The organism is Cupriavidus sp. GW822-FHT06G04 (assembly GCF_058799075.1).
Window position 1 is genome coordinate 92,166 of record NZ_JBXALD010000015.1, and the last position, 23,868, is coordinate 116,033.

Annotated in this window: 20 protein-coding genes and 1 pseudogene; 12 read left to right on the forward strand and 9 right to left on the reverse strand. The window is 59.7% G+C overall.

Annotation, left to right across the window (positions count from 1 at the left end; translation table 11 throughout):
• Positions 1 to 99: 99 nt before the first annotated feature.
• Positions 100 to 477, reverse strand: a pseudogene (locus AC1RKI_RS26810) (DNA-binding protein); the annotation flags it as partial.
• Positions 478 to 1,075: 598 nt separating this feature from the next.
• Between AC1RKI_RS26810 and AC1RKI_RS26815 the strand changes: the two are divergent.
• Positions 1,076 to 1,252: a hypothetical protein gene (locus tag AC1RKI_RS26815; RefSeq protein ID WP_004635326.1), complete on the forward strand. Its 177-nt coding sequence runs from the start codon at positions 1,076 to 1,078 to the stop codon at positions 1,250 to 1,252.
• A 603-nt stretch (positions 1,253 to 1,855) separates the two neighbouring features.
• Here the strand turns inward: AC1RKI_RS26815 and AC1RKI_RS26820 are convergent.
• The gene (locus tag AC1RKI_RS26820) at positions 1,856 to 2,314 is read right to left on the reverse strand and encodes an MgtC/SapB family protein (protein ID WP_004635330.1); all 459 of its coding nucleotides are present in this window, start codon (positions 2,312 to 2,314) and stop codon (positions 1,856 to 1,858) included.
• Between the two features lie 249 nt (positions 2,315 to 2,563).
• On the opposite strand from AC1RKI_RS26820, the gene czcN reads away from it, so the two are divergent.
• The 9 genes from czcN (at position 2,564) to czcE (ending at position 13,621) form a co-directional block, all read left to right on the forward strand.
• Positions 2,564 to 3,214 carry a heavy metal efflux RND transporter CzcN gene (gene czcN, locus AC1RKI_RS26825; protein WP_020206397.1) on the forward strand — a complete coding sequence of 217 codons (651 nt, stop codon included), beginning with the start codon at positions 2,564 to 2,566 and terminating at the stop codon, positions 3,212 to 3,214.
• A gap of 314 nt (positions 3,215 to 3,528) precedes the next feature.
• Entirely contained in the window at positions 3,529 to 3,876 is a 348-nt protein-coding gene (gene czcI / locus AC1RKI_RS26830; protein ID WP_011229345.1) for a CDF family cobalt-zinc-cadmium transporter CzcI, read from the forward strand.
• 75 nt (positions 3,877 to 3,951) lie between these two features.
• The gene (gene czcC, locus AC1RKI_RS26835; RefSeq protein WP_024570390.1) at positions 3,952 to 5,208 is read left to right on the forward strand and encodes a heavy metal efflux RND transporter CzcC; all 1,257 of its coding nucleotides are present in this window, start codon (positions 3,952 to 3,954) and stop codon (positions 5,206 to 5,208) included.
• A gap of 17 nt (positions 5,209 to 5,225) precedes the next feature.
• The gene (gene czcB, locus AC1RKI_RS26840; protein ID WP_004635340.1) at positions 5,226 to 6,788 is read left to right on the forward strand and encodes a heavy metal efflux RND transporter CzcB; all 1,563 of its coding nucleotides are present in this window, start codon (positions 5,226 to 5,228) and stop codon (positions 6,786 to 6,788) included.
• A 16-nt stretch (positions 6,789 to 6,804) separates the two neighbouring features.
• Positions 6,805 to 9,996: a heavy metal efflux RND transporter CzcA gene (gene czcA, locus AC1RKI_RS26845; protein WP_004635342.1), complete on the forward strand. Its 3,192-nt coding sequence runs from the start codon at positions 6,805 to 6,807 to the stop codon at positions 9,994 to 9,996.
• 50 nt (positions 9,997 to 10,046) lie between these two features.
• Positions 10,047 to 10,997, forward strand: coding sequence for a cation diffusion facilitator family transporter (locus AC1RKI_RS26850; RefSeq protein WP_004635344.1), 951 nt, complete (start codon positions 10,047 to 10,049; stop codon positions 10,995 to 10,997).
• A gap of 1 nt (position 10,998) precedes the next feature.
• A complete protein-coding gene (gene czcR / locus AC1RKI_RS26855; protein ID WP_008646724.1) occupies positions 10,999 to 11,676 on the forward strand; it encodes a heavy metal homeostasis two-component system response regulator CzcR in 678 nt (225 codons plus the stop codon).
• 4 nt (positions 11,677 to 11,680) lie between these two features.
• On the forward strand, positions 11,681 to 13,111 hold the full coding sequence (gene czcS / locus AC1RKI_RS26860; protein ID WP_011229349.1) for a sensor histidine kinase CzcS: 1,431 nt from the start codon (positions 11,681 to 11,683) through the stop codon (positions 13,109 to 13,111).
• 108 nt (positions 13,112 to 13,219) lie between these two features.
• Positions 13,220 to 13,621, forward strand: coding sequence for a copper-binding periplasmic protein CzcE (gene czcE / locus AC1RKI_RS26865; RefSeq protein ID WP_011514820.1), 402 nt, complete (start codon positions 13,220 to 13,222; stop codon positions 13,619 to 13,621).
• Positions 13,622 to 13,919: 298 nt separating this feature from the next.
• Here the strand turns inward: czcE and AC1RKI_RS26870 are convergent, their stop codons facing one another.
• Positions 13,920 to 14,198 (reverse strand): hypothetical protein, encoded by a 279-nt coding sequence (locus AC1RKI_RS26870; RefSeq protein ID WP_008646716.1) that lies wholly within the window; start codon positions 14,196 to 14,198, stop codon positions 13,920 to 13,922.
• Between the two features lie 182 nt (positions 14,199 to 14,380).
• Positions 14,381 to 15,448, reverse strand: a complete 1,068-nt coding sequence (locus AC1RKI_RS26875) for a porin (protein ID WP_011229350.1) — start codon at positions 15,446 to 15,448, stop codon at positions 14,381 to 14,383.
• Between the two features lie 296 nt (positions 15,449 to 15,744).
• On the opposite strand from AC1RKI_RS26875, the gene flgB reads away from it, so the two are divergent.
• On the forward strand, positions 15,745 to 16,167 hold the full coding sequence (flgB, locus tag AC1RKI_RS26880; protein WP_008650726.1) for a flagellar basal body rod protein FlgB: 423 nt from the start codon (positions 15,745 to 15,747) through the stop codon (positions 16,165 to 16,167).
• A 499-nt stretch (positions 16,168 to 16,666) separates the two neighbouring features.
• Positions 16,667 to 19,156 carry a heavy metal translocating P-type ATPase gene (locus AC1RKI_RS26885; RefSeq protein ID WP_011514822.1) on the forward strand — a complete coding sequence of 830 codons (2,490 nt, stop codon included), beginning with the start codon at positions 16,667 to 16,669 and terminating at the stop codon, positions 19,154 to 19,156.
• Positions 19,157 to 19,213: 57 nt separating this feature from the next.
• Here the strand turns inward: AC1RKI_RS26885 and AC1RKI_RS26890 are convergent, their stop codons facing one another.
• The 5 genes from AC1RKI_RS26890 to AC1RKI_RS26910 all read right to left on the reverse strand — a co-directional run.
• The gene (locus tag AC1RKI_RS26890; protein WP_008650724.1) at positions 19,214 to 19,516 is read right to left on the reverse strand and encodes a zinc ribbon domain-containing protein; all 303 of its coding nucleotides are present in this window, start codon (positions 19,514 to 19,516) and stop codon (positions 19,214 to 19,216) included.
• 232 nt (positions 19,517 to 19,748) lie between these two features.
• Complete coding sequence (locus AC1RKI_RS26895; protein ID WP_008650723.1) at positions 19,749 to 20,870, reverse strand: glycosyltransferase family 2 protein; 1,122 nt, start codon at positions 20,868 to 20,870, stop codon at positions 19,749 to 19,751.
• Entirely contained in the window at positions 20,867 to 21,250 is a 384-nt protein-coding gene (locus AC1RKI_RS26900; RefSeq protein WP_008650722.1) for a GtrA family protein, read from the reverse strand. Before AC1RKI_RS26900 ends, AC1RKI_RS26895 begins: the two co-directional genes overlap by 4 nt.
• Complete coding sequence (locus AC1RKI_RS26905; protein WP_008650720.1) at positions 21,247 to 22,854, reverse strand: glycosyltransferase family 39 protein; 1,608 nt, start codon at positions 22,852 to 22,854, stop codon at positions 21,247 to 21,249. Before AC1RKI_RS26905 ends, AC1RKI_RS26900 begins: the two co-directional genes overlap by 4 nt.
• A gap of 787 nt (positions 22,855 to 23,641) precedes the next feature.
• Positions 23,642 to 23,868: hypothetical protein (locus AC1RKI_RS26910; RefSeq protein ID WP_492797983.1), on the reverse strand; the 227-nt coding region annotated here is incomplete at its 5' end.

Here is a 23,868-nt window from a genome sequence, read left to right on the forward strand (position 1 = left end):
GCTACGGAAATCTAGCCACCGCTTATGCCGTACAGGAATAAAGGTCGCAATCTATATAACCAAAAGGCTTGTGATAGCGGATTGACCGTATCTTGGTATGACCCCCAGTTCGGCCTCGGCGCGGGCGGCCTCGGCGGTGTCGGCTGTGGCTTGCGCCTCGCGCTTCAGGCGCACCACGTCGTCGAGCTGCACCGCGACCGCGGCCTGCCACAGCGCGCGCATCGCTTCGGCGATCTCGACCGGAATCTCGGGCAGGGCGAGGTCGGCCAGGCCCGAGCGCACCACCTCGGCCTCGATCGCGTTGAGCGTACGCGACAGCGTTGCAGGGTCACCGCCGCCCAGGCGGTCACGCAGCTTGCGCACCGACACCACGCGGCGAAAGCGTGCGGCCGTGGGCGGCGCCGCGTCGCCGGCCTCGGTGAGCATGGCCAGCACGGTGGCGCGGATCTGGTCGGGGGTGGCGGCGAGGCGGGGCATGGCAGTTTCCGGAGGCGCATTTCAGCCTATCTTACGCACATACCTAACGTTAGAAAAGCCATTTATGTGTTGCTTGGGAAAACCAAAGACGGATAAATCTAGTTATCTTGCGGAAACAATGGCTTCCAGCCACAGGGCGCGCTTGGCCGCGCGGCGGGGGCGGTCAACGTTCCAAAACCAAGGGGAAAAGGACCAGTCAGCAAGTGACTGATTTGACTAGGGTTTTAGGGTGGGCATCACCCTGGAACCCGCATGGCTGCTACGGGTGGCTACCCCGGTAAATTGCGGCGAAATCAAGGGGACCCCTGATCCAGACATTCGTCTATTCGCTGGCCTGGCCGCATATCCAGTGGGCGGCGATGCTGGTGGTGCGGCTGCGCCCGGGTGCGGGTAACTAGTCGCTGGACGAACTGTAGGGGGCGAGCACTAACCGTCTCGCGCGGCGGCTTGCGAACCATAGGTCGGCCCGCGGCCGGAAAAATGCTTGACCTTCCCTGCCGTGGGAACGTCCATATTAACCATGGGGGACAGAAGCCCCTGCGGCGTGGCAGGACCAAGTCGGCAGAGAGCATCGGATTTTCCGCCGGAGGTTAGTCAAATGGGCGTTCCGGGGCGCACGTTGTATGAAGAGGTCTTTGCGGTGTTCGAAAGGGCATGCCAGGAAAGCGATTTCGAGCTGGCCGAGGACCTCCTGCTCGCCCTAGAAGCGATGGATCGCCGGCAGGAAGCTCATCGGCAACTCGACCGCGCCTACCTGCTGCTAGCCGATCTCTGAGAACGGGAGTCCCCCGACTTTGGTTTCTACCTGCTTGCCATCGGCTGGCCAATGCCCCTGGGGACAGCAGTGGTCCTCTTCCATGCCTTAGCGTGCAATATTTTCCGTTTTCTGAAGTGACCCCTTCTTTACGGAGTCCCGCGTATACCAGTCGTTCTTCTCGACAACCGGCTCTTTGCGATAGTGCCGCATGACCCGAAGAAAGCACTCGAGAGGCTGTTCCTTCTTTCGTAACCATCGGGCCTAACGTCGTCGGAGACAATTGCGCGTTCCGGCTAATTCGAGAAACATCGTCTATTTTGCAGAAAGCGGCCGCTAACCGATCGAGCGGGGGAGTATCCGAAGGTCTTGCGAGCGCCGAGGCAATTTCTTCCATGTGCGCCGGGCTGCAAGGAAACTCATGTCGATCGGACAGTGCGCTCACTTTGGCTTGCAGAGCCGGGTTCGTGCCCTCGTGAAGGTACGCAAACAGGTTGTAATCCAGGTAAATTCTCATGCGATGGAGTTTGCGTATTGTTAAGCGCGCTCATACGTTTGGGAAATGCTGGCCGAACCTGAAGTTGGCGCATTCGCGCTGCACGTGGCTTGGGAGCAGTGGGAGTCTTACTTCTTCGACATTTGAAGGATTCTGAGCACGATGAGTGCGAAGGCAGTCGCGACGATGGCCGTCACCGCATGGCCCATGCCGGCGGCCACGCCGATCGCGGCAGCAATCCAGATGCTCGCGGCAGTTGTGAGCCCCCTGACGTGTGTCTCATTGTCCGGCTTCAGGATCGCCCCTGCACAAAGGAATCCGATGCCTGACGTGAGACCCTGAAGCACGCGGCTCATGTCGGCAAGCTGCACGCCCGCCTGGAGGGGAACCACGACAAAAACGCATGCCCCCAGCGCGACGAGCATGTGAGTGCGCACGCCTGCGGATTTTCCCGAGCTCTCCCGCTCGTACCCCAGCAAGCCCCCCAAAACGATAGAGACGGTCATTCGAACGACGGCACGTACTGCCTCGGCAGCATTAGCGAGATCGGAGAATTCCGAGCTCAATGTGCGGATGATGTCGTTCATTGCGGAGCGTCTCTGGGTGTGTCCTGAAAATGGCCAAGACAGTCTATGTCGCAGAAGATGACTGTCAGATTGCCGAGCTATGACACAACCGGATTCGCTGGCCGGGGGGCAAGATTAACAACGTATTACATTTCGGCAATAAAGCCTGACAACGGAAGGGCAACCTTAGAATGCCGGCCATTAGTGCTCGTTTTCGCGCCAGTGTGTCCACTCGAAGTGCGCGACATTCTCCTCCAGCCCCCGAACCGCATGACCGATTCTTCAATCTCCCCGTCCCAACCCGCTGGTCTCTCGAGGGCGCTGGACAATTTCCTGACACGCCACCGCATCGGCGTTTGGCGTGTTGTCGTAACGTTTGTCCTGGCAAGTCTGGTCTTTGGCCATTCTCGCTGGGACGGTACCTGGGTGTCGCCGCTGCTGCTGACGCTGGGGATGTTGGGGGTGAGCCTGGCCACGGTCGGGCGGCTCTGGTGCGCGTTGTACATTTCCGGGCGCAAGAACAATACCTTGGTGACCTCGGGTCCATATTCACTGTGTCGCCATCCGCTCTATGTCTGCAACTTGCTAGGCATTATCGGACTAGGGGCGATGACCGAGTCGCTGGCGGTTACCGCAGTCCTGGCGCTCGCATTTGCGCTGATGTACCCGGCTGTCATCCGGACGGAAGACCGCTTTCTGGCTTCCGCCTTCCCGGAATTCGCCGAATACGCACGCCGTACACCAGCGTTCTTTCCCCGTCTGTCGCTGTATAGGGGGGAGTCGACATGGACGGTCCATGTGTCTTCCTTTCAACGCAATATTGCGGACTCGGTCTGGTTTCTCGGCCTGTCGGTGGTCGTGGAGTCGTTTGATTTGTTCCATGACGCCGGCGTCCTCCGGGCGGTCGTGACGCTTGCCTGATGCGGGCAACTCCGCATACACGTACAGCCATGCACTACGCTCACGTCTCCGATTCTGTTGTCGAGAGCATGCTCGTGATGCTGGTCGGCCTGATCGTCCTGTATGTGGGGTTCGCTGTCTATTTGCGGTGGAAGCATGGGCCCGCCCCCAAGCGTAAGACTGATGAGGGGCGAAAGCGGCACCCCAAAACGAGCAGGCGAAAGCGATAATCGTAATCTGCTCTTAATGCTGGTGATCGAGGATTCATGTAAACTTCGGCGACGGCCCAGCCGTTAGTACTTCAACCCCAAGCCCCCCGCACAGTCTCCCAAGGAATGCGACGTTTCGTTCTGATCTTCGTGCTGCTCATTTTGCCGTTCCAGTTTTCCTGGGCGGCAGCGGCACGCTATTGTCAGCACGAGAAAGCCACGGCCACTTGGCACCTTGGGCACCACGAGCATCGTCATCAGCAGCCGGAAGGTAAAACGGATGCCGAGAAAAAGCCATTCGTGGATACAGACTGCGGGGTATGCCATCTGGTCTCCCTCCCGTTCGTCTATGGACAGACGCAGGACGTGTTGATAGCGAATCGGGTAGAAGTGACCGATACTCAACATTCGTCCGAGTTCTCGTCTCTGAATGCCAGGGCTCCCGACCGTCCTCAGTGGCAGCGTCTCGCTTGATCGGCGAGACGACGACTCTTTTTCTCCTTTCGTCTCTCGCCGAATTCTCCTGGTCACATACCTTGGTGCAATTCGATGCGAAGACTATTTCTGCCGCTCGGGCTGGCGGTAGCATTTCTCAGCCCAAACTTTGCCGTAGCGCAATCTGACACCGGCACGTCCATGGTGCCCGTCTTCCCAAGGGAAGCGGCGGGACCGTTGACCCTCGAGGCCGCGTTGTCGCTGGCGGCAGGAAGCAATTTCAACCTGTCCGCCGCCGCCAAGGAACTCGATTCCACAGAAGGTGGGATCATGCAGGCCCGGGTTATTCCGAACCCGGAACTCCAGACGCTGGTCGAGGACACGCGGAAATCCACCCGTACATCCACCGCCCAGATGAATATCCCCATCGAACTGGGCGGCAAGCGCTCGGCTCGTATCAATGCCGCGGAAAGGACGCGCGAACTGGCGCAGGCAACGCTGGCTGGCGTTCGCGGTGACATTCGGGCGCAGGTAATCGAGAGCTTTTTTTCCGTCTTGATCGCACAGGAACGCGTCAAGCTGGCAACTGGCTCCGCGGATATCGCTGCGAGGGGCGCGCAAGCCGCTTCACGCCGCGTCGCGGCCGGCAAGATCTCCCCGGTTGACGAAACTAAGGCACGTGTCGAACAGGCCAACGCCGAACTTGAATTGGCCGAAGCAACGGCGAGCCTGCAGTCCGCCCGTCAGGCGTTGACGGCGTTGTGGGGCAATGCATCGCCGCAGTTTGCCGAAGCACAGGGCAATCTGGACGCGCTGCCATCCAGGCCGGCGCCTGAACTCCTTCAGAAGGAGCTGGAAAACTCACCGCTGGTGGCCGCAAGCCGCGCTGAACTTGACCGCCGCCAGGCATTGGTGGGCGTTGAGCGCAGCCGCCAGTATCCGGATCTGACAGTCAGTCTGGGTGCCAAGCGAGATACAGAAGCCAACCGCAACATGGCGGTGATCGGTGTGGCGATCCCGTTGCCGATTTTTGACCGGAATCAGGGCAACTTGTATTCGGCCATTCGCCAGGCGGACAAGGCCCAGGATGAATATCTGGCCAATCGCATCAGCCTGACCCGAAATCTCCTGATGGCATCGAACCAGCTGTCGGTATCGCGCGCCTCGGCACAAACGCTGAAGCAGACCGTCTTGCCAGGCGCCGAGCAAGCCTTCAACGCGGCGACCATTGGCTTCGAGGCCGGCAAGTTCAATTATCTGGACGTCCTGGATGCCCAGCGCACGCTGTTCCAGGCACGCATCCGCTATCTCGGCGTGCTTGGACAAACCTATCAGGCGGCGACCACGATCGATCGCATTCTGGGACGTTAAGACGGGATTCATAAAACATGGCTATTTCGAACAAACAAAAGGCTGCCATTGCGGCCATCGTACTGGTGGGCGGCGTCGCGACTGGTGGCGTTCTGCTGAGCGGGCGCTCTGCGCCGGAAGAGCAGGGTGGGCACTCGGAATCCAAGGGGCATGGCGACACCGAGCACCATGGCAAGCAGGCGGCGGAAGCCGACCACAAGGATGACAAGTCACACGGCGACGGCGAGCATCACGAGGTCAAGAAGGGCCCCAATGGTGGCGCGCTCTTTTCGCGTGATGGCTATGACGTCGAAATTGGCACGGCCGAATCCAAGGGCGAGGCCCGTATTCGGCTCTGGGTTAGCAAGTCTGGGAAGGCGGTGGCAAATGGCGTGGCAGCGACAGGCCAGCTCGTGCGGGCTACGGGCGAGTCTCAAGCGCTCAAGTTCGTGGTGTCTGGCGACGCGCTGGAAAGCCAACAGCCAGTTGCCGAGCCCCATGTCTTTGACGTGACCGCAAATGTGACCTTGCCCGGTTCGTCTTCGCCACTCGCCGTGCGGCTCTCGAAAGAGGAAGGCAAGATTGAGTTGACAGCGGACCAGCTGGCCAAGACAGGGGTAGTGGTTCAAACCGCGGGCTCGGCAAAGGTCCAGGCTGGCGTCCAGTTCCCCGGCGAAATCCGTTTCAACGAAGACAAGACAGCCCACGTGGTGCCGCGACTGGCTGGCGTCGTAGAGAGCGTTCCGGCCAATATTGGGCAACAGGTTAAGAAGGGACAGGTTCTCGCGGTCATCGCGAGCACCGGACTTTCTGACCAGCGCAGCGAACTGCTCGCAGCACAGAAACGTCTGGATCTGGCGCGTGTCACTTATGACCGCGAGAAGAAGCTCTGGGAACAGAAGATCTCTGCGGAGCAAGATTATCTGAGCGCCCGCAACGCGCTGCAGGAAGCGCAGATCAGTGTCCAGAACGCGCAGCAGAAGCTGACCGCCATTGGCGCCAGCAACAGCTCGACGGCACTCAATCGCTACGAGCTGCGCGCACCGTTCGACGGCATGATCGTTGAAAAGCATATCTCGCTTGGGGAAGCGGTGGCGGACAACGCCAACGTGTTCACGCTGTCGGATCTGTCGTCCGTCTGGGCCGAGTTCGTGGTGTCTGCCAAGGATGTCGAGCGGGTGCGCATCGGCGAAAAGGCGTCGATCAATTCGGCATCGTCCGATGTGAAGGCAGATGGCACCGTTTCATACGTGGGTTCGCTGCTGGGCGAGCAGACGCGGACGGCGAAGGCCCGCGTAACATTGACCAATCCACAGATGGCTTGGCGACCGGGTCTCTTCGTCACGGTCGACGTATTCGGTGCTGATGTCGAGGTGCCCGTTGCGGTGAAGACCGAGGCCGTCCAGGACGTCAATGGCGAGAGCGTAGTCTTTGTCGCGGTTCAAGGTGGATTCGTGCCGCAGCCGGTGAAGGTCGGCCGGACAAACGGCAAGGTCATCGAGATTGTCGAGGGCCTGAAGCCGGGCGCACGTTACGCCGCCGCCAACAGTTTTGTTCTGAAGGCCGAACTTGGCAAATCCAGCGCCGAACACGGCCATTGATACGGGGGAAACAGCAATGTTTGAACGTATCATTAGTTTCGCCATCCAGCAGCGATGGCTGGTCCTGCTCGCCGTGTTTGGAATGGCCGGGTTAGGGATTTTCAGCTACAACCGACTACCGATCGACGCGGTCCCTGACATTACCAACGTTCAGGTTCAGGTCAATACCTCGGCACCAGGCTATTCACCGCTCGAAACCGAACAGCGTGTTACGTATCCGATCGAGGTCGTGATGGCCGGCCTGCCGGGACTCGAACAGACGCGTTCCCTGTCCCGCTATGGCTTGTCGCAGGTGACGGTCATCTTCAAGGATGGCACGGACGTCTATTTCGCGCGCCAACTCGTCAACCAGCGCATCCAGGAAGCCAAGGACAATCTGCCTGAAGGCGTTGTGCCGGCGATGGGGCCTATTTCGACCGGCCTCGGGGAGATCTATCTATGGACCGTTGAAGCCGAAGAGGGTGCTCGCAAAGCTGACGGGACTGCCTATACGCCGACAGATTTGCGCGAAATCCAGGATTGGGTGGTACGGCCGCAACTGCGTAACGTGCCCGGTGTCACCGAGATCAATACTATCGGTGGTTTCAACAAGCAGTACCTGGTCGCGCCGAGTCTTGAACGGCTAGCGTCGTACGGGCTGACGCTGACCGACGTCGTCAATGCGCTGAACAAGAACAACGACAACGTGGGTGCGGGCTACATCGAGCGTAGGGGCGAGCAGTATCTGGTTCGTGCGCCGGGTCAGGTTGCGTCCGAAGACGACATCCGCAACATTATTGTCGGTACAGCGCAGGGGCAGCCGATCCGCATTCGCGACATCGGGGATGTGGAGATTGGCAAGGAACTGCGTACCGGTGCGGCAACCGAGAATGGCAAGGAAGTTGTGCTGGGCACGGTATTCATGCTCATCGGCGAAAACAGCCGGGCTGTGTCAAAAGCGGTCGATGAAAAGGTCGCTTCCATTAACCGTACGATGCCGGAAGGTGTGAAGATCGTAACGGTATACGACCGGACACGCCTGGTCGACAAGGCCATTGCGACCGTCAAGAAGAACCTTCTTGAAGGCGCGGTGCTCGTCATCGTAATTCTGTTCCTTTTCCTGGGTAACATCCGCGCGGCGCTGATTACCGCGACGATCATTCCGCTGGCGATGTTGTTCACCTTCACGGGGATGGTGAACTACAAGATCAGTGCGAACCTGATGAGCTTGGGCGCGCTCGACTTCGGCATCATCATCGATGGCGCGGTGGTGATTGTCGAAAACTGTGTGAGGCGACTGGCGCATGCGCAGGAACACCATGGCCGGCCATTGACGCGCTCCGAGCGGTTCCATGAGGTGTTTGCCGCAGCGAAGGAGGCGCGTCGCCCACTGATCTTCGGTCAGCTCATCATTATGATCGTCTACCTGCCGATCTTTGCGCTGACGGGGGTGGAAGGCAAGATGTTCCACCCGATGGCGTTCACGGTCGTCCTGGCGCTGCTGGGCGCGATGATTCTGTCCGTGACGTTCGTTCCGGCTGCGGTCGCCTTGTTCATCGGCGAACGGGTGGCCGAGAAAGAAAATCGTCTCATGCTCTGGGCGAAGCGTCGCTACGAGCCGCTGCTGGAAAAGTCGCTCGCGAACACGGCCGTTGTATTGACGTTTGCCGCGGTGTCAATTGTTCTGTGCGTGGCCATTGCGGCCCGCCTGGGCAGCGAGTTCATCCCCAATCTGAACGAAGGCGACATTGCCATCCAGGCGCTGCGCATTCCTGGCACGAGCCTGTCGCAGTCCGTGGAGATGCAGAAGACGATCGAGACGACCCTCAAGGCAAAATTCCCCGAAATCGAGCGCGTGTTTGCGCGGACAGGTACGGCGGAGATTGCATCCGATCCGATGCCGCCGAATATTTCGGATGGCTACATCATGCTCAAGCCTGAGAAGGATTGGCCAGAGCCGAAGAAAACACATGCCGAACTGCTGTCCGCCATCCAGGAGGAAGCCGGCAAGATCCCCGGGAACAACTACGAGTTCTCCCAACCGATCCAGCTGCGGTTCAACGAGCTGATCTCCGGGGTCCGCTCGGACGTCGCAGTCAAGATCTTCGGCGATGACAACAACGTGCTCAGCGAGACGGCGAAGAAGGTATCGGCCGTGCTGCAGGGCATCCCCGGCGCGCAGGAGGTGAAGGTAGAACAGACCACCGGCTTGCCGATGCTGACGGTCAAGATCGATCGGGAGAAGGCGGCGCGATACGGGCTTAACATGAGCGACGTGCAAGACGCGGTGGCAACGGGCGTCGGAGGCCGTGATTCCGGAACCTTCTTCCAGGGCGATCGTCGTTTCGATATCGTGGTCCGCCTGCCCGAAGCTGTGCGCGGCGAGGTCGAGGCTCTGCGCCGATTGCCGATTCCGTTGCCAAAAGGAGTGGACGCGAGAACGACGTTTATCCCATTGAGCGAGGTGGCGACGCTGGAAATGGCGCCCGGCCCGAACCAGATCTCGCGCGAGAACGGCAAGCGCCGCATCGTGATCAGTGCCAACGTTCGTGGACGTGATATTGGTTCATTCGTGCCCGAGGCGGAAGCGGCTATCCAAAGCCAGGTCAAGATCCCGGCTGGCTACTGGATGACATGGGGTGGCACCTTTGAGCAACTGCAGTCCGCCACCACCCGCCTGCAGGTGGTAGTGCCGGTGGCGCTGTTGCTGGTCTTCGTACTGTTGTTTGCGATGTTCAACAACATCAAGGATGGCTTGCTAGTCTTCACGGGCATTCCCTTTGCGCTGACTGGCGGGATTCTTGCCCTGTGGATACGCGGCATTCCGATGTCCATTACTGCAGCGGTGGGCTTCATCGCGCTGTGCGGGGTGGCGGTGCTCAATGGTCTGGTGATGCTGTCGTTTATCCGATCGCTGCGCGAAGAAGGGCATTCCCTCGACAGCGCGGTCCGAGTTGGCGCCCTGACGCGACTGCGTCCGGTGCTGATGACGGCCCTGGTGGCATCCCTGGGTTTCGTGCCGATGGCCATCGCCACCGGTACGGGCGCTGAGGTGCAACGTCCCCTCGCAACGGTGGTAATCGGTGGCATCTTGTCGTCCACGGCGCTGACCCTACTGGTGTTGCCGGTGCTCTATCGACTTGCTCACCGCAAGGATGAGGACGCGGAAGATACTCGCGAGCCAGTCACTCAGACGCATCAACCGGATCAAGGCCGCCAGCCTGCATGACGTAAATCCTTGGGCGGTCATCGTACCGCCCAATTTTTATAGGAGTTTCTATGGGCGCAGGTCACTCACACGACCATCCCGGTGGCAACGAGCGATCGCTCAAGATCGCCCTTGCGCTGACCGGTACGTTCCTGATTGCCGAAGTGGTCGGTGGTGTCATGACGAAGAGCCTGGCGTTGATCTCCGACGCCGCGCACATGCTCACGGACACCGTCGCACTGGCCATCGCACTGGCTGCTATTGCGATCGCCAAGCGACCCGCGGACAAGAAGCGGACATTTGGCTACTACCGTTTTGAGATTCTTGCCGCGGCCTTTAACGCATTGCTGCTGTTCGGTGTGGCTATCTACATCCTGTACGAAGCCTACCTGCGGCTGAAATCGCCACCTCAGATTGAGTCAACCGGCATGTTCGTCGTGGCTGTGCTGGGCCTGATCATCAATCTCATCAGCATGCGCATGCTGTCCTCCGGGCAAAGCAGCAGCCTGAACGTGAAGGGTGCTTATCTGGAAGTCTGGAGCGATCTGCTCGGGTCGGTTGGCGTCATCGCCGGTGCGATCATCATCCGCTTCACGGGCTGGGCGTGGGTCGACTCCGCCATTGCGGTGCTGATCGGCCTCTGGGTACTGCCTCGCACGTGGATCCTGCTGAAGTCGAGCCTGAATGTGCTGCTCGAAGGCGTACCCGATGACGTGGATCTGGCAGAGGTTGAGAAGCAAATTCTGGCGACGCCCGGGGTAAAAAGCTTCCATGACCTCCACATCTGGGCACTTACCAGCGGCAAGGCGAGCTTGACGGTTCATGTCGTGAATGACACGGCCGTCAACCCGGAAATGGAAGTGCTACCGGAATTGAAGCAGATGCTGGCTGACAAATTCGATATCACGCACGTGACCATTCAGTTCGAACTGGCACCATGCGAACAAGCGGATGCAGCTCAGCATTTCAATGCATCGCCAGCACTGGTCGGATCGAAGTCGCTTGCTGCAGGAGGAAACTAAGGTGCGGGTACTTGTTGTAGAAGACGAACCGCGTACTGCGGAGTATTTGCAGAAGGGATTGTCGGAGTCGGGTTTCGTGGTCGACATCGCGAACAATGGTGGCGATGGGCTCCACATGGCGGAAGAGACCGACTACGACGTCATCATCCTGGACGTCATGCTGCCAGGTATGGACGGGTGGACGGTCATCAAGTCCATTCGATCCAAGTCCGAGACACCCGTACTGTTTCTGACGGCGCTGGATGATGTGGCGGATCGTGTCAGAGGCTTCGAGTTGGGGGCAGACGATTACCTGGTCAAGCCCTTCGCCTTTGCCGAGCTCCTTGCCCGTATCCGGCGTTGCTTGCGCCAAAGCACCTCGAAGGAGTCCGAGCGATTGCGCATTGCCGATCTGGACATCGACGTGCTTGGAAGGCGGGTATTCCGGGGAACTACCCGCATTGAATTGACGAATCAGGAGTTCTCGCTGTTGCACCTGCTCATGCGCCGGAGAGGGGAGGTGCTGTCGCGAACCACGATCGCGTCCCAGGTCTGGGACGTCAACTTCGACACGGATACCAATGTCGTTGACGTCGCGATCCGGCGCCTGAGATCCAAGGTGGATGATCCCTTCGATCAAAAGCTGATCCATACCGTACGGGGAATGGGCTATGTCCTCGACCCAGAGCGCGGCCGGTGACGGAATGAGGCCCGGGACTTCGATAACCCCGCTGTCACTGACGAGGCGGCTTGGGCTCTTCTTTGCATTGGTACTGTCTATCGCGCTGGCCAGCATGGGCGCCTTTGCTTACTACTCGCTCGCCGCGCAACTCGAGGCCAGAGACGATGAGGTTGTAAAGGGAAAACTCGAACAGGTCGAGCATTTCTTGCGCGAGGTGGACGGGGTGCAGGGCGTCCCGGCGGCGCAGCATCGCTTCGATGATCTGGTGCGAGGTTACTCGGACCTCATCGTTCGCGTCACGGCGCTGGATGGCCGGCTTTTGTTTCGCACGGGCAACGATGCATTGCTGGAAGGCACTGACCAAGCGGCGGTCACGGGAAAGTCATCGCTCATGTTCCAGTCCGCCGATGCGGTGTTGGGGCGAGACGGTACGCGGGCGACGGTGTTCGTGGCGAAGTCTGGCGAGGACAGGAAGCAGGTGACTGCGCGATTCCGGACGACGCTCGTGCTTGGTACCACCGTCGGTGTGATATTGACGGCCCTGGTGGGGGCGGCCATTACGCGCCGTGAGCTGGAGCCGGCGCACGTACTTATCAAGCAGATCAACCGGATCAGTGTGGAACGGCTGAGCTACCGGGTGGACATGCCACCCAAGCCCACCGAAGTGCGTGATATCGCCTCTGCGTTCAATGCGATGCTGCAACGCCTCGAGGATGGTTATCAGAAGCTGTCGCGGTTCTCCGCCGATCTTGCCCATGATTTGCGCACGCCGCTTAACAACCTCATTGGACATGCCGAGGTCGCCTTGTCACGAGACCGCACCGGGCCCGAGTATGTCGCCTTGGTGGAGGAAAGCCTGGTCGAATACCAGCGACTTGCGAGGATGATCGATGCGATGTTGTTCCTCGCGCGAGCTGACAGTGCCAATGTGGCGCTCGAGTTGACGGAACTCCAGTTGAATGCAGAACTTCGCAAGTTGTCCGCCTACTTTTCGGTGCTTGCAGAGGAGCGAAGCGTCGTAATCAGGGTAAGCGGGGATGCCACCCTGGTCGCTGATGCCATTCTGTTCCAGCGTGCGATCAACAATGTTCTGTCAAATGCGGTCCGTCATGCGTGGCCGAATTCGATGATAGATCTGGTGGTGCGCCGCGAAGCGGCACATTGTTGCATCGACATCACGAACGTTGGAGACCCAATCCCGGAGCGGGAACTTTCCCTCATCTTTGATCGGTTCTTCCGTGGGGATAGGGCGAGATCCAACTCGTCACAGTCCACGGGGCTGGGCCTGGCCATCGTCCTGTCGATCATGGAGCTCCATGGCGGCGACGCGTCAGCCGTGAGCGGCTTGGATGGGAAGACACGCTTTACATTGCGCTTCCCGCTCAACGGTGCTGAAGCCTCAGCGCGGGTTTCGGTGGGTAGGCCGAGTCAGGACCGACCAGTCGTTGGGTAGAGTGGTGCAATGAGCCCGATTGCCTATTTGTAATCGCCGGGCAAGGCTGCAGCATGCGTACAATTTATACACTCGTTTTCATAGATCAACGAAGTCTCTAGAAAGGAGATGACTATGAAAACGAAGAAACACGCCTTGCTGTTTGCGGCGTTGCTGTTGGGTGGGATGTCGGCTTCGTATGCTTTGGAAATGACCGGGTTGAAACCGGGCGTGCCTGCGTCGACGGCGACGGCGCAGGCGATGGCGAAGCGTCACGCGACCTTGTATGGCGATCCAGCCGGCCAATCTCAGGCCAGTCGCATTATCGACGTGAAGCCAGGGATGCGGTATGTCAACGTGGACTCTGGCGAGACGGTGGCGTTTCGGGCCGGCGAGAAGATCGTCGCATGGACCTTCGCCCAGATGGTCAGGGATACGAGTGTGGACCTTGGCTTGTTGATGCCGGATCTGCCGGGTAGCGCTGGCGTGCGCGTCTATATTGATAGAAGCGACCTCTTCACAGGTGGCTGAACGTTGCTGAACCGGTGAACTACAGGCCCCGCACAATGCGGGGCCTTTTTCATCGTCATTGGCGTCGGTTCTGCCGCTTAGCAATACACGAGGCGATGGGAAGTTGTAGCACGCGCCACCGCATCATGAACGGCACCGGATTGACGCCGATGGAGGGAAAAAAAGCTTGCCCTCCGGGGAGGGCAAGCTTCGGAAGCTTTCGCCATCGGGATAAAGCGAAAGAGCACCAAGAGCCAAGCAACTGACGGGTGCCTGGCTCCCCCACAGAGGTCGGTCTGAGTTTCAGGGACGGCTTGCGTCAAATTCCGCGTGCGCCATCGGTGAACACATCACGCGGCCCAATACGCGAGCCGTCGGTAAATACGTCACGCTGGCCGAGGCGTGCGCCGTCGGTGAACACGTCGCGCTTGTCGATGCGTGCACCGCCGGCGTAAATGTCGTTGACTGCGGCGCGTCCGCCGTCGGTGTAGGGGTCGCGGGGACGGTGGATCTGGCCATCAGGGGTAGCAGCGATGGCGGAGCCGGCGGCAGCAATCGTGAGGGCAGCAGCAATCAGGGCAGTGTGAATCGTCTTCATGGAATCTCTCCGGAGTCAATGTTTGTGAGTCTCTAATCGCTCACCGTGTTCACAGTCTAGCTACCGGACCTGCTCCACTGAATTACCCGCGTATTACGATCCTGTCATAAAAAAATGCCTCCCGGTTGGGAGGCACAAACTCTCTTGAATTAACAAGAAAGTGTCGATTCTTTTGAGCTCGCTCAGAACTTGTGGCGTACGCCTACGACGACGCCGGTCTGATCCTTGCCAGGGACAACGTTGGTCGGGCTGCCGGTCGTCGAGTTGTAGCCGTTCATGCCCAGCTGCGAGTTGCCGCGGTTCAGTGCATAACCGACGTTCATATACACATCGGTACGCTTCGAGAAAGCGTAATCTGCCGAGGCAACGAACAGGAACGGGTCTGCGCCAGAATTGCGGCTGTCCGTGTAGTAGGCGGCGCCGGTCAGCGTCAGTGCGGGCGTCAGGCCATAGCGCAGGCCGGCCCAGTAAATGTTAGAACCGTTCGTCGGCAGCGCACCGACATTGCCGTTGTACCAGCGATAACCAATAAATGCCTTAGCCGGTCCGAAAGCGTAGCTCGCGCCAATTAGAGCGCGGCGGTCCTTGCGGTCGGCCGTGGCGACGGTGCTGCCCTGGATCTCGTCGTACACCGCGCCGACAGCGAGGGCGCCGGTTTCATACATGAGCGATACGCCCATGTTTCGATCGACCTTGTAGTTCCCCGGCACTTCGCCGCCGCCGGTGCGGCTAAAGCTGTAGAGGCCGGTGACCGTCAGGCCACTGAAGATGCCACGGTACTTGATAGCATTGTCAGCGCGACCCGCCAAGACGTCATCCATCTTGAAGAGCGAGTAGCGCGGCGCGAAGCCCATCGGGTCGAGTTGCAGCGTGGTGTCATACATTGGTGTCGTTTGACGACCCAACGTCAGTTGACCATATTTGCTACCCAATCCTACGAAGGCACTACGATCAAAAAGACGGGTGCTGTTGTTCTGTGCGCCGGTGTCGAACGAAATGCCGCTTTCCAATTCGAAGATGGCTTTCAGACCGCCGCCAAGGTCTTCGACGCCACGCAGGCCCCAACGCGACGTCGACATGTTGCCGGAGGTCATGCGAACCTGGTTCGAGCCACCGGGCGAAGCCGATGGGACGTTGCTCAGATACTCGATACCCGCGTCGGCCACACCATACAGCGTGACGCTCGATTGAGCGAATGCGGTTGTAGCGAACAGACCGAGGGATGCGACGGCAATGCGACTAATCTTCATGGATTCTCCTCATTAAGACCCGAAATTAATTTGGTGGGGGCGAGTATAGAAATCTGCAGATGACGGTCAGATTGCGAAGTAATTACGTGGGGTCACTTCGTCGCGTGATGACGACAAGGTGGAACGTACCGGGGTTATGTGGATTGACATGGCTTTCGCGCGGACGCGTCAACCTGTGTGCGCGCGAACATTGCGGGCCGGTAATGGGAAACTCACGAAAAGAGGTCGCTTCTCTCGAAGCAAGATCGACTGCCTTTGCAATACGCTGCGGGTTCCGATCTAGTTGGAGAGTAAGGATGGACACGCCATACGTCGCAAAATGGGCGCGTAGCGAAGACAGCGTTCATGAGCAAGCGCTGCGACTTCGCACACGGAGGTTCGAGCTGCTGTCTGCAAATATTGCAAATGCGGATACGCCGAACTACAAGGCGCGCGATATCGACTTCAGCGCCGAGTTGGATAGGGTGATGGGCAGTGGCCAGAATTTTGCGGGCATGACCATGACTTCGCCGCGACACATCGAGGCAAGCAAGCCCGCGCTGGAAGAGGATCTGATGTATCGCGTCCCCCTGCAGTCGAGTATGGACGGCAACACCGTGGAGATGGACGTCGAGCGTGTGGCGTTTGCAGAGAACGCGCTGCGGATGCGGTTCTCCATTCAAAAGACTGCCGACGAGTACAAGGACATGCTCAAGCTCTACCAGGACATGCGGCCCTAGCGGGGAAACCGCGACTACTGGCAGGGCGGCTTGGGTGCGGCGACAGCGCTGGACGCGTCTCTGGAAGACGGCTCCGGTGTGCTCGCTGCGGATTCCTGCTTCGACGGATGTTTGGCTGTGCGATGTCGCGGGTTGGCCGCCCAGGCAACCCGTTGGTCGCGGGAGGCGTATCCCGTGTCTGAATGTCCAATGGCGAGGGTGTGCCACTGGGTCGGCTTCTCGCTGAGTCGATCACCGGTCGCAGGAGCCGGCAAAGCGTAGGCCAGCAAGGCAGAGCATGCGACGGCGCTAATCATCTGTATGGTTCCTGGACGGATGACATGAGGATCCTGTCATCCGCAAGATAGTACGCTCAGATTGCGGGCACATTACCAACGCATTACGGCGGGGCATTGGGGCGCTGACTCGTTGAGCTTTGTTGTTGCAATGCGGGGCACACTAGTTGCTAATAGTGTGCAACGGCGTGAATGCCGATTCAGACTGACTGGAGCCCGCGACAATGACCGAAAAGCTGCGCCTGGACATTCCTGTCTTGCTTCCTGGCCTTCCCGATTCCTCTGATCCCTGTGTAGAACGGTTGCTGTCCGAACTGAGAGGGAAAGAGGGCGTCGAGGCGGCGCATATAAAAACTGCAAATGTTGATAGCGATTCACAGATATGTGTCCACTACGATCCCGCAGCGATTTCCCTTGCCCGCATCCGGGAGCTGGTGACAAGCACGGGTGCGGTGATTTCGTCGCGGTTTGGTCATGTGCTTTGGCAATTGAAGGGCGTCTGGCACGAACGACGAGCGCGAACCGTAGCTAGCCAACTGCGGGCCTTGCCCGGCGTCATCGAGGCCGAAGTCAGCGCCTCCGGCATAGCGCGCGTCGAATTCGACAACGATCGGATCTCCGCGGCAGGGATCGAGCAGGCCCTGTCAAAACGCGGGCTCGCGCCGGTTGAGATCGGTGCCCGGAAGAGCGGTCATGCAGACCATGAACACCGCGAAGGCGTCAAGGATCATGCACATGGGGAAGGCGAGGGGCATGAGGCCCACGCACACGGCAGCGTGTTTGGCCCGAATACTGAGCTAATCTTCTCCCTGATCTGTGGGGCCTTGCTTGGTCTCGGATTTGCCGTTGGTAAGCTGTTCGGCAGCCTGCCAGCATGGATTCCGGTTGCCTTCTTTGTCGGCGCGTATTTTTTTGGTGGTTTCTATACCGTTCGGGAAGCGATAGAGAACCTCCGGCTAAAGAAGTTCGAAATCGACACACTGATGCTGGTAGCCGCCGCAGGGGCGGCGGCGTTAGGCGCTTGGGCGGAAGGCGCGCTACTTCTCTTTTTGTTCAGTCTCGGCCACGGGCTCGAACACTACGCCATGGGGCGCGCCAAGCGGGCGATCGAAGCGTTGGCGGCGCTCGCACCGGCTACAGCAAGTGTGCGGCGTGAAGGCGAGGTACGAGAGGTCCCCGTCGAGGAATTGCAGGTGGGGGATGTGGTGGTGGTTCGGCCGAACGAACGCCTCCCCGCCGATGGTTTTCTGGTAAAGGGGGCTTCCGCAGTCAATCAAGCGCCGGTTACTGGCGAAAGCATCCCGGTCGACAAGCAGCCCGTGGATGACGCCGCCGCAGCCAGGAGGAAGCCCGATGCCGTAGGGGCCGTGTCCCGCGTGTTCGCCGGAACCATCAATGGCGCCGGCGCCATTGAAGTGGAAGTGACGCGCCTTTCCACGGACAGCGCCCTGGCGAAAGTCGTCAAGATGGTCAACGAGGCCGAAGCGCAAAAGTCACCGAGCCAGCGGTTCACTGAGAAGTTCGAACGGATCTTTGTTCCTGCAGTGCTTGTGCTGGCGGTATTGCTGCTGTTTGCAGGGCTAGTGATCAATGAGCCGTTCAGTGCGACCTTCTACCGCGCCATGGCGGTGCTGGTTGCCGCCAGCCCATGCGCGCTCGCCATCGCGACACCGAGCGCGGTGCTGTCGGGGGTAGCGCGCGCCGCTAGAGGGGGTGTACTGATCAAGGGCGGGGCGCCGCTCGAAAACCTGGGTTCACTGAAAGCCATTGCATTCGATAAGACGGGGACGCTGACGGAGGGGCGCCCCCGTATTACCGATGTGATGGTCGCCGAAGGAGTAGCTGAAGCGGAATTGTTGAGCGTAGCGGTCGCCGTGGAGTCGCTCAGCGACCACCCGTTGGCTGCGGCCATTGCCCGCGATGGCCGCAAGCGCCTGGAAGGCAGTTCCATCCCGGAAGCGTCTCATCTCCAAAGCTTGACCGGACGCGGGGTCACGGCGACGTTGTGCGGTAAGACCGTCTGGATTGGCAAGCCTGACATGTTCGGCGCCGACGGGATTGCACCGCTTAGCGAATCGATGGCGAGCGCAGTGCAGACGCTGCGCAGCACTGGCCGCACGACAATGATCGTCAGGCAGGGAGATCGGGACCTCGGCGCCATTGGGCTGATGGACACGCCGCGCGCCTCGGCGCGCGCTGCCCTCGAGGCACTGCGCAGGCTGGGTATCACACGCATGATCATGATCTCCGGCGATCACCAGCGCGCAGCCGAAGCCGTCGCCAAGGACGTAGGTATCGATGAAGCCTGGGGCGATCTGATGCCTGAGGACAAGGTCAAAGCCATCCAGACGTTGCGCGCGGAAGCCAAAGTGGCCATGGTCGGCGACGGCGTCAACGACGCGCCGGCAATGGCCAACGCCACGGTGGGCATCGCAATGGGTGCGGCAGGTTCAGATGTGGCACTGGAAACGGCGGATGTTGCGCTGATGGCCGACGACCTCCAACACCTGCCTTTTGTGGTCGGTTTAAGCCGACATACGCGGGCCATCATCCTTCAGAACGTGTATATCAGCCTCGGCGTCGTGGCGTTCCTTCTGCCAGCCACGATCCTCGGCCTCGGTATCGGGCCCGCCGTGGCCATGCATGAGGGGTCGACGCTGATCGTCGTGTTCAATGCGCTTCGACTGCTAGCCTATCGCGACAAATCCCCATGACGGGCCCCGGCCGCAATGATGGCGATGCCAGATGCGGCGGCAGCTATGGCCGCCGACTCATTTGGCGGCATTGCCGCAACTTCCACAGAACTTTGCGTCGCGTGGGAGTAAGGTGCCGCATCGACTGCACGGCGCCGGAGCCAGTGAACTGCCGCATTGCTGGCAGAAGCGCGCGCCCTGGGCGCTCACCGTGCCGCAGTTGGGGCAGTGGACGCCGGCGGGGCTTTGTGGTGGCAAAGGATTCCCATAGCCGTAGCTGCCGCCACCATCATGATGACCTCCTCGACGACCGTGCTCACTTCCGCCGCCGTGATGACCGCCGCTGTGACGGCCCATGAGCCTTTCCAAGAAACCCATCATTCCTCCTAAGTGGATGGATCGTCGCTGCGGCCCCGTGGTGTCGGGTGCTGCGACGACTTGCGCTGCTACGCGTCAGCCAATGCCTGTAGTAAATAGTCTGTAGTGACTACAGGGTCAATGGTCGGTGGATGCGAAGAACGGAATACGTTGAATACGAGGCTCTTTCTTTCGAAAACGTCATGATCCCGATAGTTGCTGGCCATGTCGTGAGAGCGCATGGAAGGCGGGCTGTCTATCGGCTTGGCGCAAGGGTTTCCGTGAGGATGGCATCCCGCTGAGGAGCCTCGGGGAGGCCAGGAGCTTTGCCTTCCGGGCATCCGGGTGCGTGAAAGATTGCTGCAGGCGGGGTGCCACCCCGTGTCGCTGCGGCCACCTGCCCCGGCTCAGCGGTGGGGGTGCCGGGGCCGATCGGCGCCGTATAGCTTGCCACCAGATACACCGGCCGCCGCTTGACTTCATTGAACAGACGCCCAACATATTCCCCGAGCACGCCTAGGAAAACCAGTTGCAGGCCGCCCAGCAGAAGCAGGGCGGTCATCATGGATGGGTAGCCGTGTACGGGGTCGCCGTAGAGCAGCGTCTTGCCAACGATGAAGGCGGCCATGCCAAAGGCGGGAACGGCAACAAGCAGGCCGATCGAGGTTGCAAACTTGAGCGGCACGGTGGAAAAGGCAGTGATGCCATCCACGGCAAAACGCAACAGCTTGCGGTAGTTGAACTTGGTCGTCCCGGATGCCCGCGCGTCACGCCGATACAAGACGGCCGTCTGCCGGAATCCTATCCAGGCATACAGCCCCTTCATGAAGCGGTGCTGCTCCCGGAGTTGTCCGAGTGCGGCAACGGCACGACGGCTCATGACGCGGAAGTCGCCGGTGTCGGCCGGAATCTCCGTATCGCTGAGCTTGCCCATCAGGCGGTAAAACCAGTGCGCGGTGAACTTCTTGAGGAACGATTCGCCATCCCGGGAAGTGCGCGTGGCGTACACCACGTCGAACCCCTCGCGCCATTTCTCGATCAACGACGGAATCAGTTCGGGCGGATCCTGCAGATCGGCGTCGATGATCACAACGGCGTCGCCGCTTGCCACGTCGAGGCCCGCCGTTAGCGCGGCTTCCTTGCCGAAGTTGCGACTCAGCTCGACAATGCCGACGCGCGCTTCGGCCGCCTTGAGATTGTGTGCAACCGCCAGTGATCGATCGCGGCTGCCATCGTCCACGTAGATAATCTCGTAGTCCGATGCCAATCCATCCATCACGCGGAGAAGCCGAAAGTGAAACTGTGGCAGGACAGCTTCTTCATTGAAGAGCGGTACGACGACCGAGATCTTCTCTGGCAGCAGGCTGGCGGCATTCATCGCATCGCTCCATTCATGAACGTCCAATTTGCATGGAGTACGTAGTTGACCAACATGACGAAAATTGTCGAGAGGATTTGAGCAACCAGGTAGTGAAGCCCCAATGCTAGTCCAGCCCACATCAGAAGTGAGTTAAGAAAGAACGCCAGCGCGGAAACGAGAATGAACCGTCCGAAAGTGGCGCGTTGTGGTCGGACTGGTGTGAACACCCATCGGCTGCTGATGCAGTAGTGCGTCAGAAGGCCTGCAACACTGCCGGCGGCAGACGCCGGTAGCGCTGCAACCCCGAAACCGACCAGCGTGATCAGTGTTGCGTAGTGTGTAGCGGTTGCCGTCGCCCCCGCGCCCAGAAACCGTACAAATCGTGATGGGATGTTCATGGTTTTTGCACCAGAACGTTGACGCCATGTCGTCCGATCACAGTTGTGTTGCCGCCGAGCAGCGGTCTCAGTCGATGAAACGTCTCGTGCCGCATGACCGCGAGCTTGTGACCAGGGGTCAGCCATCGCTGCGCAAAAGCTTCTTCATTAGCAATCCACTTGTCGGGCTCGACCGAGAAGCCGAGATCCAGCTCGGATCTGGCCCCGACAATGATCGGTTCTCGTTCGGCGTAAAACGCCAGACCTCGGTCAATCTGGCCCACGTTGAACAGTTGTGTGTTGTCGCGGGACGCCGCCTTGGCTTCCAAGCCAAGTGGTTTGATGGAGAGGGACCCAAACGCCCGAGACGCCATCAAGCCAGCCTGAAGGCTGGCCAGCGTCGCCAGCGAAGCGACGGCAACCGCGCAGAGCCTGTGGCCGCGCAGGGCGATCCCAAAGGCCAGGAAGCCACCGATGACCAGAATGCCCATCGTGATGGCGCCCCAGGTATGCAATGAGGCCGGATTGCTGATATTGAGCTTCAGTACCGCATTCGACATTGTCGGATGCCATAGCAGCACGGCGATGGCAACGCCGAGCACAGGCATGGCAAGAAAGCTTGCCGCCAGTGTGGGGCGGGCTGCAGTCATGGATCTGTACGCGAGCAAGACGGCCACCGGTGGTAAGGCGGGCAGGATATAGAGCGGCAGCTTCGAGCGCGAAATCGAAAAGAAGGCAATGACAACGACTACCCACAGCGACAGAAACAGTCGTGCGTCGAAGCCAGGCGTTGCCTGTGCGCTGCGAGAGCGGAGTGCGATAGCACGGGGAATCAAGCCCATGAACGGCAGGACGCCTGCCGCACCAACGGCCAGGAAGAACCAGAATGGCTTGTCCCGCTCGTGAACCGAGGACGAGAATCTCGCGAAGTGTTCGTGGATGAAGAAGTAATTCAGAAATTCGGGGTTGCGCTGGGACACCACGACAAACCAAGGCATGGTGATGGCCACCGCAAGCAGGCTCCAGCGCCAGAATCTCGCGCTAAAAAATGCGGAAAATTGTCGAGTGACCGCCCCGTATAGCAGCAGCGTGATTCCTGGCAGTACCAGGGCAATCAGGCCTTTGGCAAGAAATGCCAGACCGACCAACAACCAGATCAGGGGGTATAAGCGAGGTTCCCGATTCTGGTAGGCCACGGCGAAAACGAGAGCGGCACTGCCGAGCAGTGCGCCGACACCAATGTCTGTTGTTGTCAGATTCGAGCCGAGAATCCAGAGGGGAGCGCCGATGAGCACCAGCGCTGAGGCGAGGCCTATGCGCGTGTCATAGAGCGATCGCGCCGCCCACCATGCGGCGAGTGCGCCCAGCAGTCCCACAAGCGCACTCCAGATCCTTGCTGTCCACTCGGACGGCCCGAAGAGCGTATAGGCGCTGGCGGTCGCCCAATACTGCAGGGGCGGCTTGTCGAAGAACTTGATGCCGTTCAACCGCGGCGTGACCCAATCGCCGGAGACGAACATCTCGCGCGGAACCTCGGCGTAACGACCCTCGTCGGGTTCATAGAGGGGACGCACGGATAGCGTGGACATCCAGAGGACCACCGTGAGTGCGATGGTCAAAGCCATGAAAATCTGTCGCTTCAAGAGACTGCCCGTCCAGGTGTGCGGTGGCCACTGCTACCGCGCTTGGTCAAATGCTCTCAGGGCGCAACGACATAGATGCCGGATGTGGTTCGTCGCCGTCGTGATGTTGGATCATGGAGCAGTTCACGCGGCGCCGCTTGACGCCCCACGAGCCGAGGATGCGATTCACGCGGGAGTCCGAAGGATGGCGACTTGGCCAGCAGAGAGCGAACAGCGGGATTCTAGGGCGCTCACCTGTCGGGGGGATTACGAGATGATGACGGCGCAGTCCGCCGTCGAGTGCTTTGCGGCAGAAGAAGTTGCCTGACGAAGCGTCAGCGTTAGCTCATGGTAACCCAAGTGCTTCGGAGAACGGGCGTCGGGTTCGATGCGTTGGTGCGTAACCATTCGGCAATGTCGCCGCAATGTTCTGCATAGTAAACTTGACGCCCCGCAGTTGTCAGCGGGCCTCATCACCCTTAGTGCTCAAGCCTAGGAAGTCGCTTTCCATCAGATGTTCTTAGGCGCAGCCTCTTTCGAAGGTGCTTGTCTTTCGCGCTGCGCTTAGATCCGGGGTGTTCGTTGTCAACCCCAAAAAGTCGCAAGGACTTCGCTGCTATGCGGTCGAGACTGACGGCACTTCTGATGGCAATCTCGACCTATCAGGCGTGGGATTTCTACCACCTTGCAACGCGAACACCGGACGCTCATGTCGTCGCCGACGCAGTCGCGTAGGTAGTGGGCGGCCTCGCGATCCTTTGGTTCGTGATTCGAAAACGGTGTCGTCGTGTCAGCCCAAACCGACCTGTTTCTGAGGCGCTACCTGGCGCAGCCAAGGTACGAGGGCAGGTGATGGCGGAACGAAACGAGGTGGCAATTCAGGCGACGCGGCAGTTGTTGCAGTCGATGCTGCTGCAGTTCGAGCGCTGGAAATATACGCGGCGGCCTCAAATTTGAAGTGCAACACCTTGCCATTCGGTAAGGTGTGATTAATGACGAGAACGAAGTACCAACAAC

Bases quoted from the DNA above. Each gene is read 5' to 3' on its own strand.
- AC1RKI_RS26815 (WP_004635326.1), top strand. From the start codon at position 1,076: ATGGGCGTTCCGGGGCGCACGTTGTATGAAGAGGTCTTTGCGGTGTTC.
- AC1RKI_RS26820 (WP_004635330.1), bottom strand. From the start codon at position 2,314: ATGAACGACATCATCCGCACATTGAGCTCGGAATTCTCCGATCTCGCT.
- czcN (WP_020206397.1), top strand. From the start codon at position 2,564: ATGACCGATTCTTCAATCTCCCCGTCCCAACCCGCTGGTCTCTCGAGG.
- czcI (WP_011229345.1), top strand. From the start codon at position 3,529: ATGCGACGTTTCGTTCTGATCTTCGTGCTGCTCATTTTGCCGTTCCAG.
- czcC (WP_024570390.1), top strand. From the start codon at position 3,952: ATGCGAAGACTATTTCTGCCGCTCGGGCTGGCGGTAGCATTTCTCAGC.
- czcB (WP_004635340.1), top strand. From the start codon at position 5,226: ATGGCTATTTCGAACAAACAAAAGGCTGCCATTGCGGCCATCGTACTG.
- czcA (WP_004635342.1), top strand. From the start codon at position 6,805: ATGTTTGAACGTATCATTAGTTTCGCCATCCAGCAGCGATGGCTGGTC.
- AC1RKI_RS26850 (WP_004635344.1), top strand. From the start codon at position 10,047: ATGGGCGCAGGTCACTCACACGACCATCCCGGTGGCAACGAGCGATCG.
- czcS (WP_011229349.1), top strand. From the start codon at position 11,681: ATGAGGCCCGGGACTTCGATAACCCCGCTGTCACTGACGAGGCGGCTT.
- czcE (WP_011514820.1), top strand. From the start codon at position 13,220: ATGACTATGAAAACGAAGAAACACGCCTTGCTGTTTGCGGCGTTGCTG.
- AC1RKI_RS26870 (WP_008646716.1), bottom strand. From the start codon at position 14,198: ATGAAGACGATTCACACTGCCCTGATTGCTGCTGCCCTCACGATTGCT.
- AC1RKI_RS26875 (WP_011229350.1), bottom strand. From the start codon at position 15,448: ATGAAGATTAGTCGCATTGCCGTCGCATCCCTCGGTCTGTTCGCTACA.
- flgB (WP_008650726.1), top strand. From the start codon at position 15,745: ATGGACACGCCATACGTCGCAAAATGGGCGCGTAGCGAAGACAGCGTT.
- AC1RKI_RS26885 (WP_011514822.1), top strand. From the start codon at position 16,667: ATGACCGAAAAGCTGCGCCTGGACATTCCTGTCTTGCTTCCTGGCCTT.
- AC1RKI_RS26890 (WP_008650724.1), bottom strand. From the start codon at position 19,516: ATGATGGGTTTCTTGGAAAGGCTCATGGGCCGTCACAGCGGCGGTCAT.
- AC1RKI_RS26895 (WP_008650723.1), bottom strand. From the start codon at position 20,870: ATGAATGCCGCCAGCCTGCTGCCAGAGAAGATCTCGGTCGTCGTACCG.
- AC1RKI_RS26900 (WP_008650722.1), bottom strand. From the start codon at position 21,250: ATGAACATCCCATCACGATTTGTACGGTTTCTGGGCGCGGGGGCGACG.
- AC1RKI_RS26905 (WP_008650720.1), bottom strand. From the start codon at position 22,854: ATGGCTTTGACCATCGCACTCACGGTGGTCCTCTGGATGTCCACGCTA.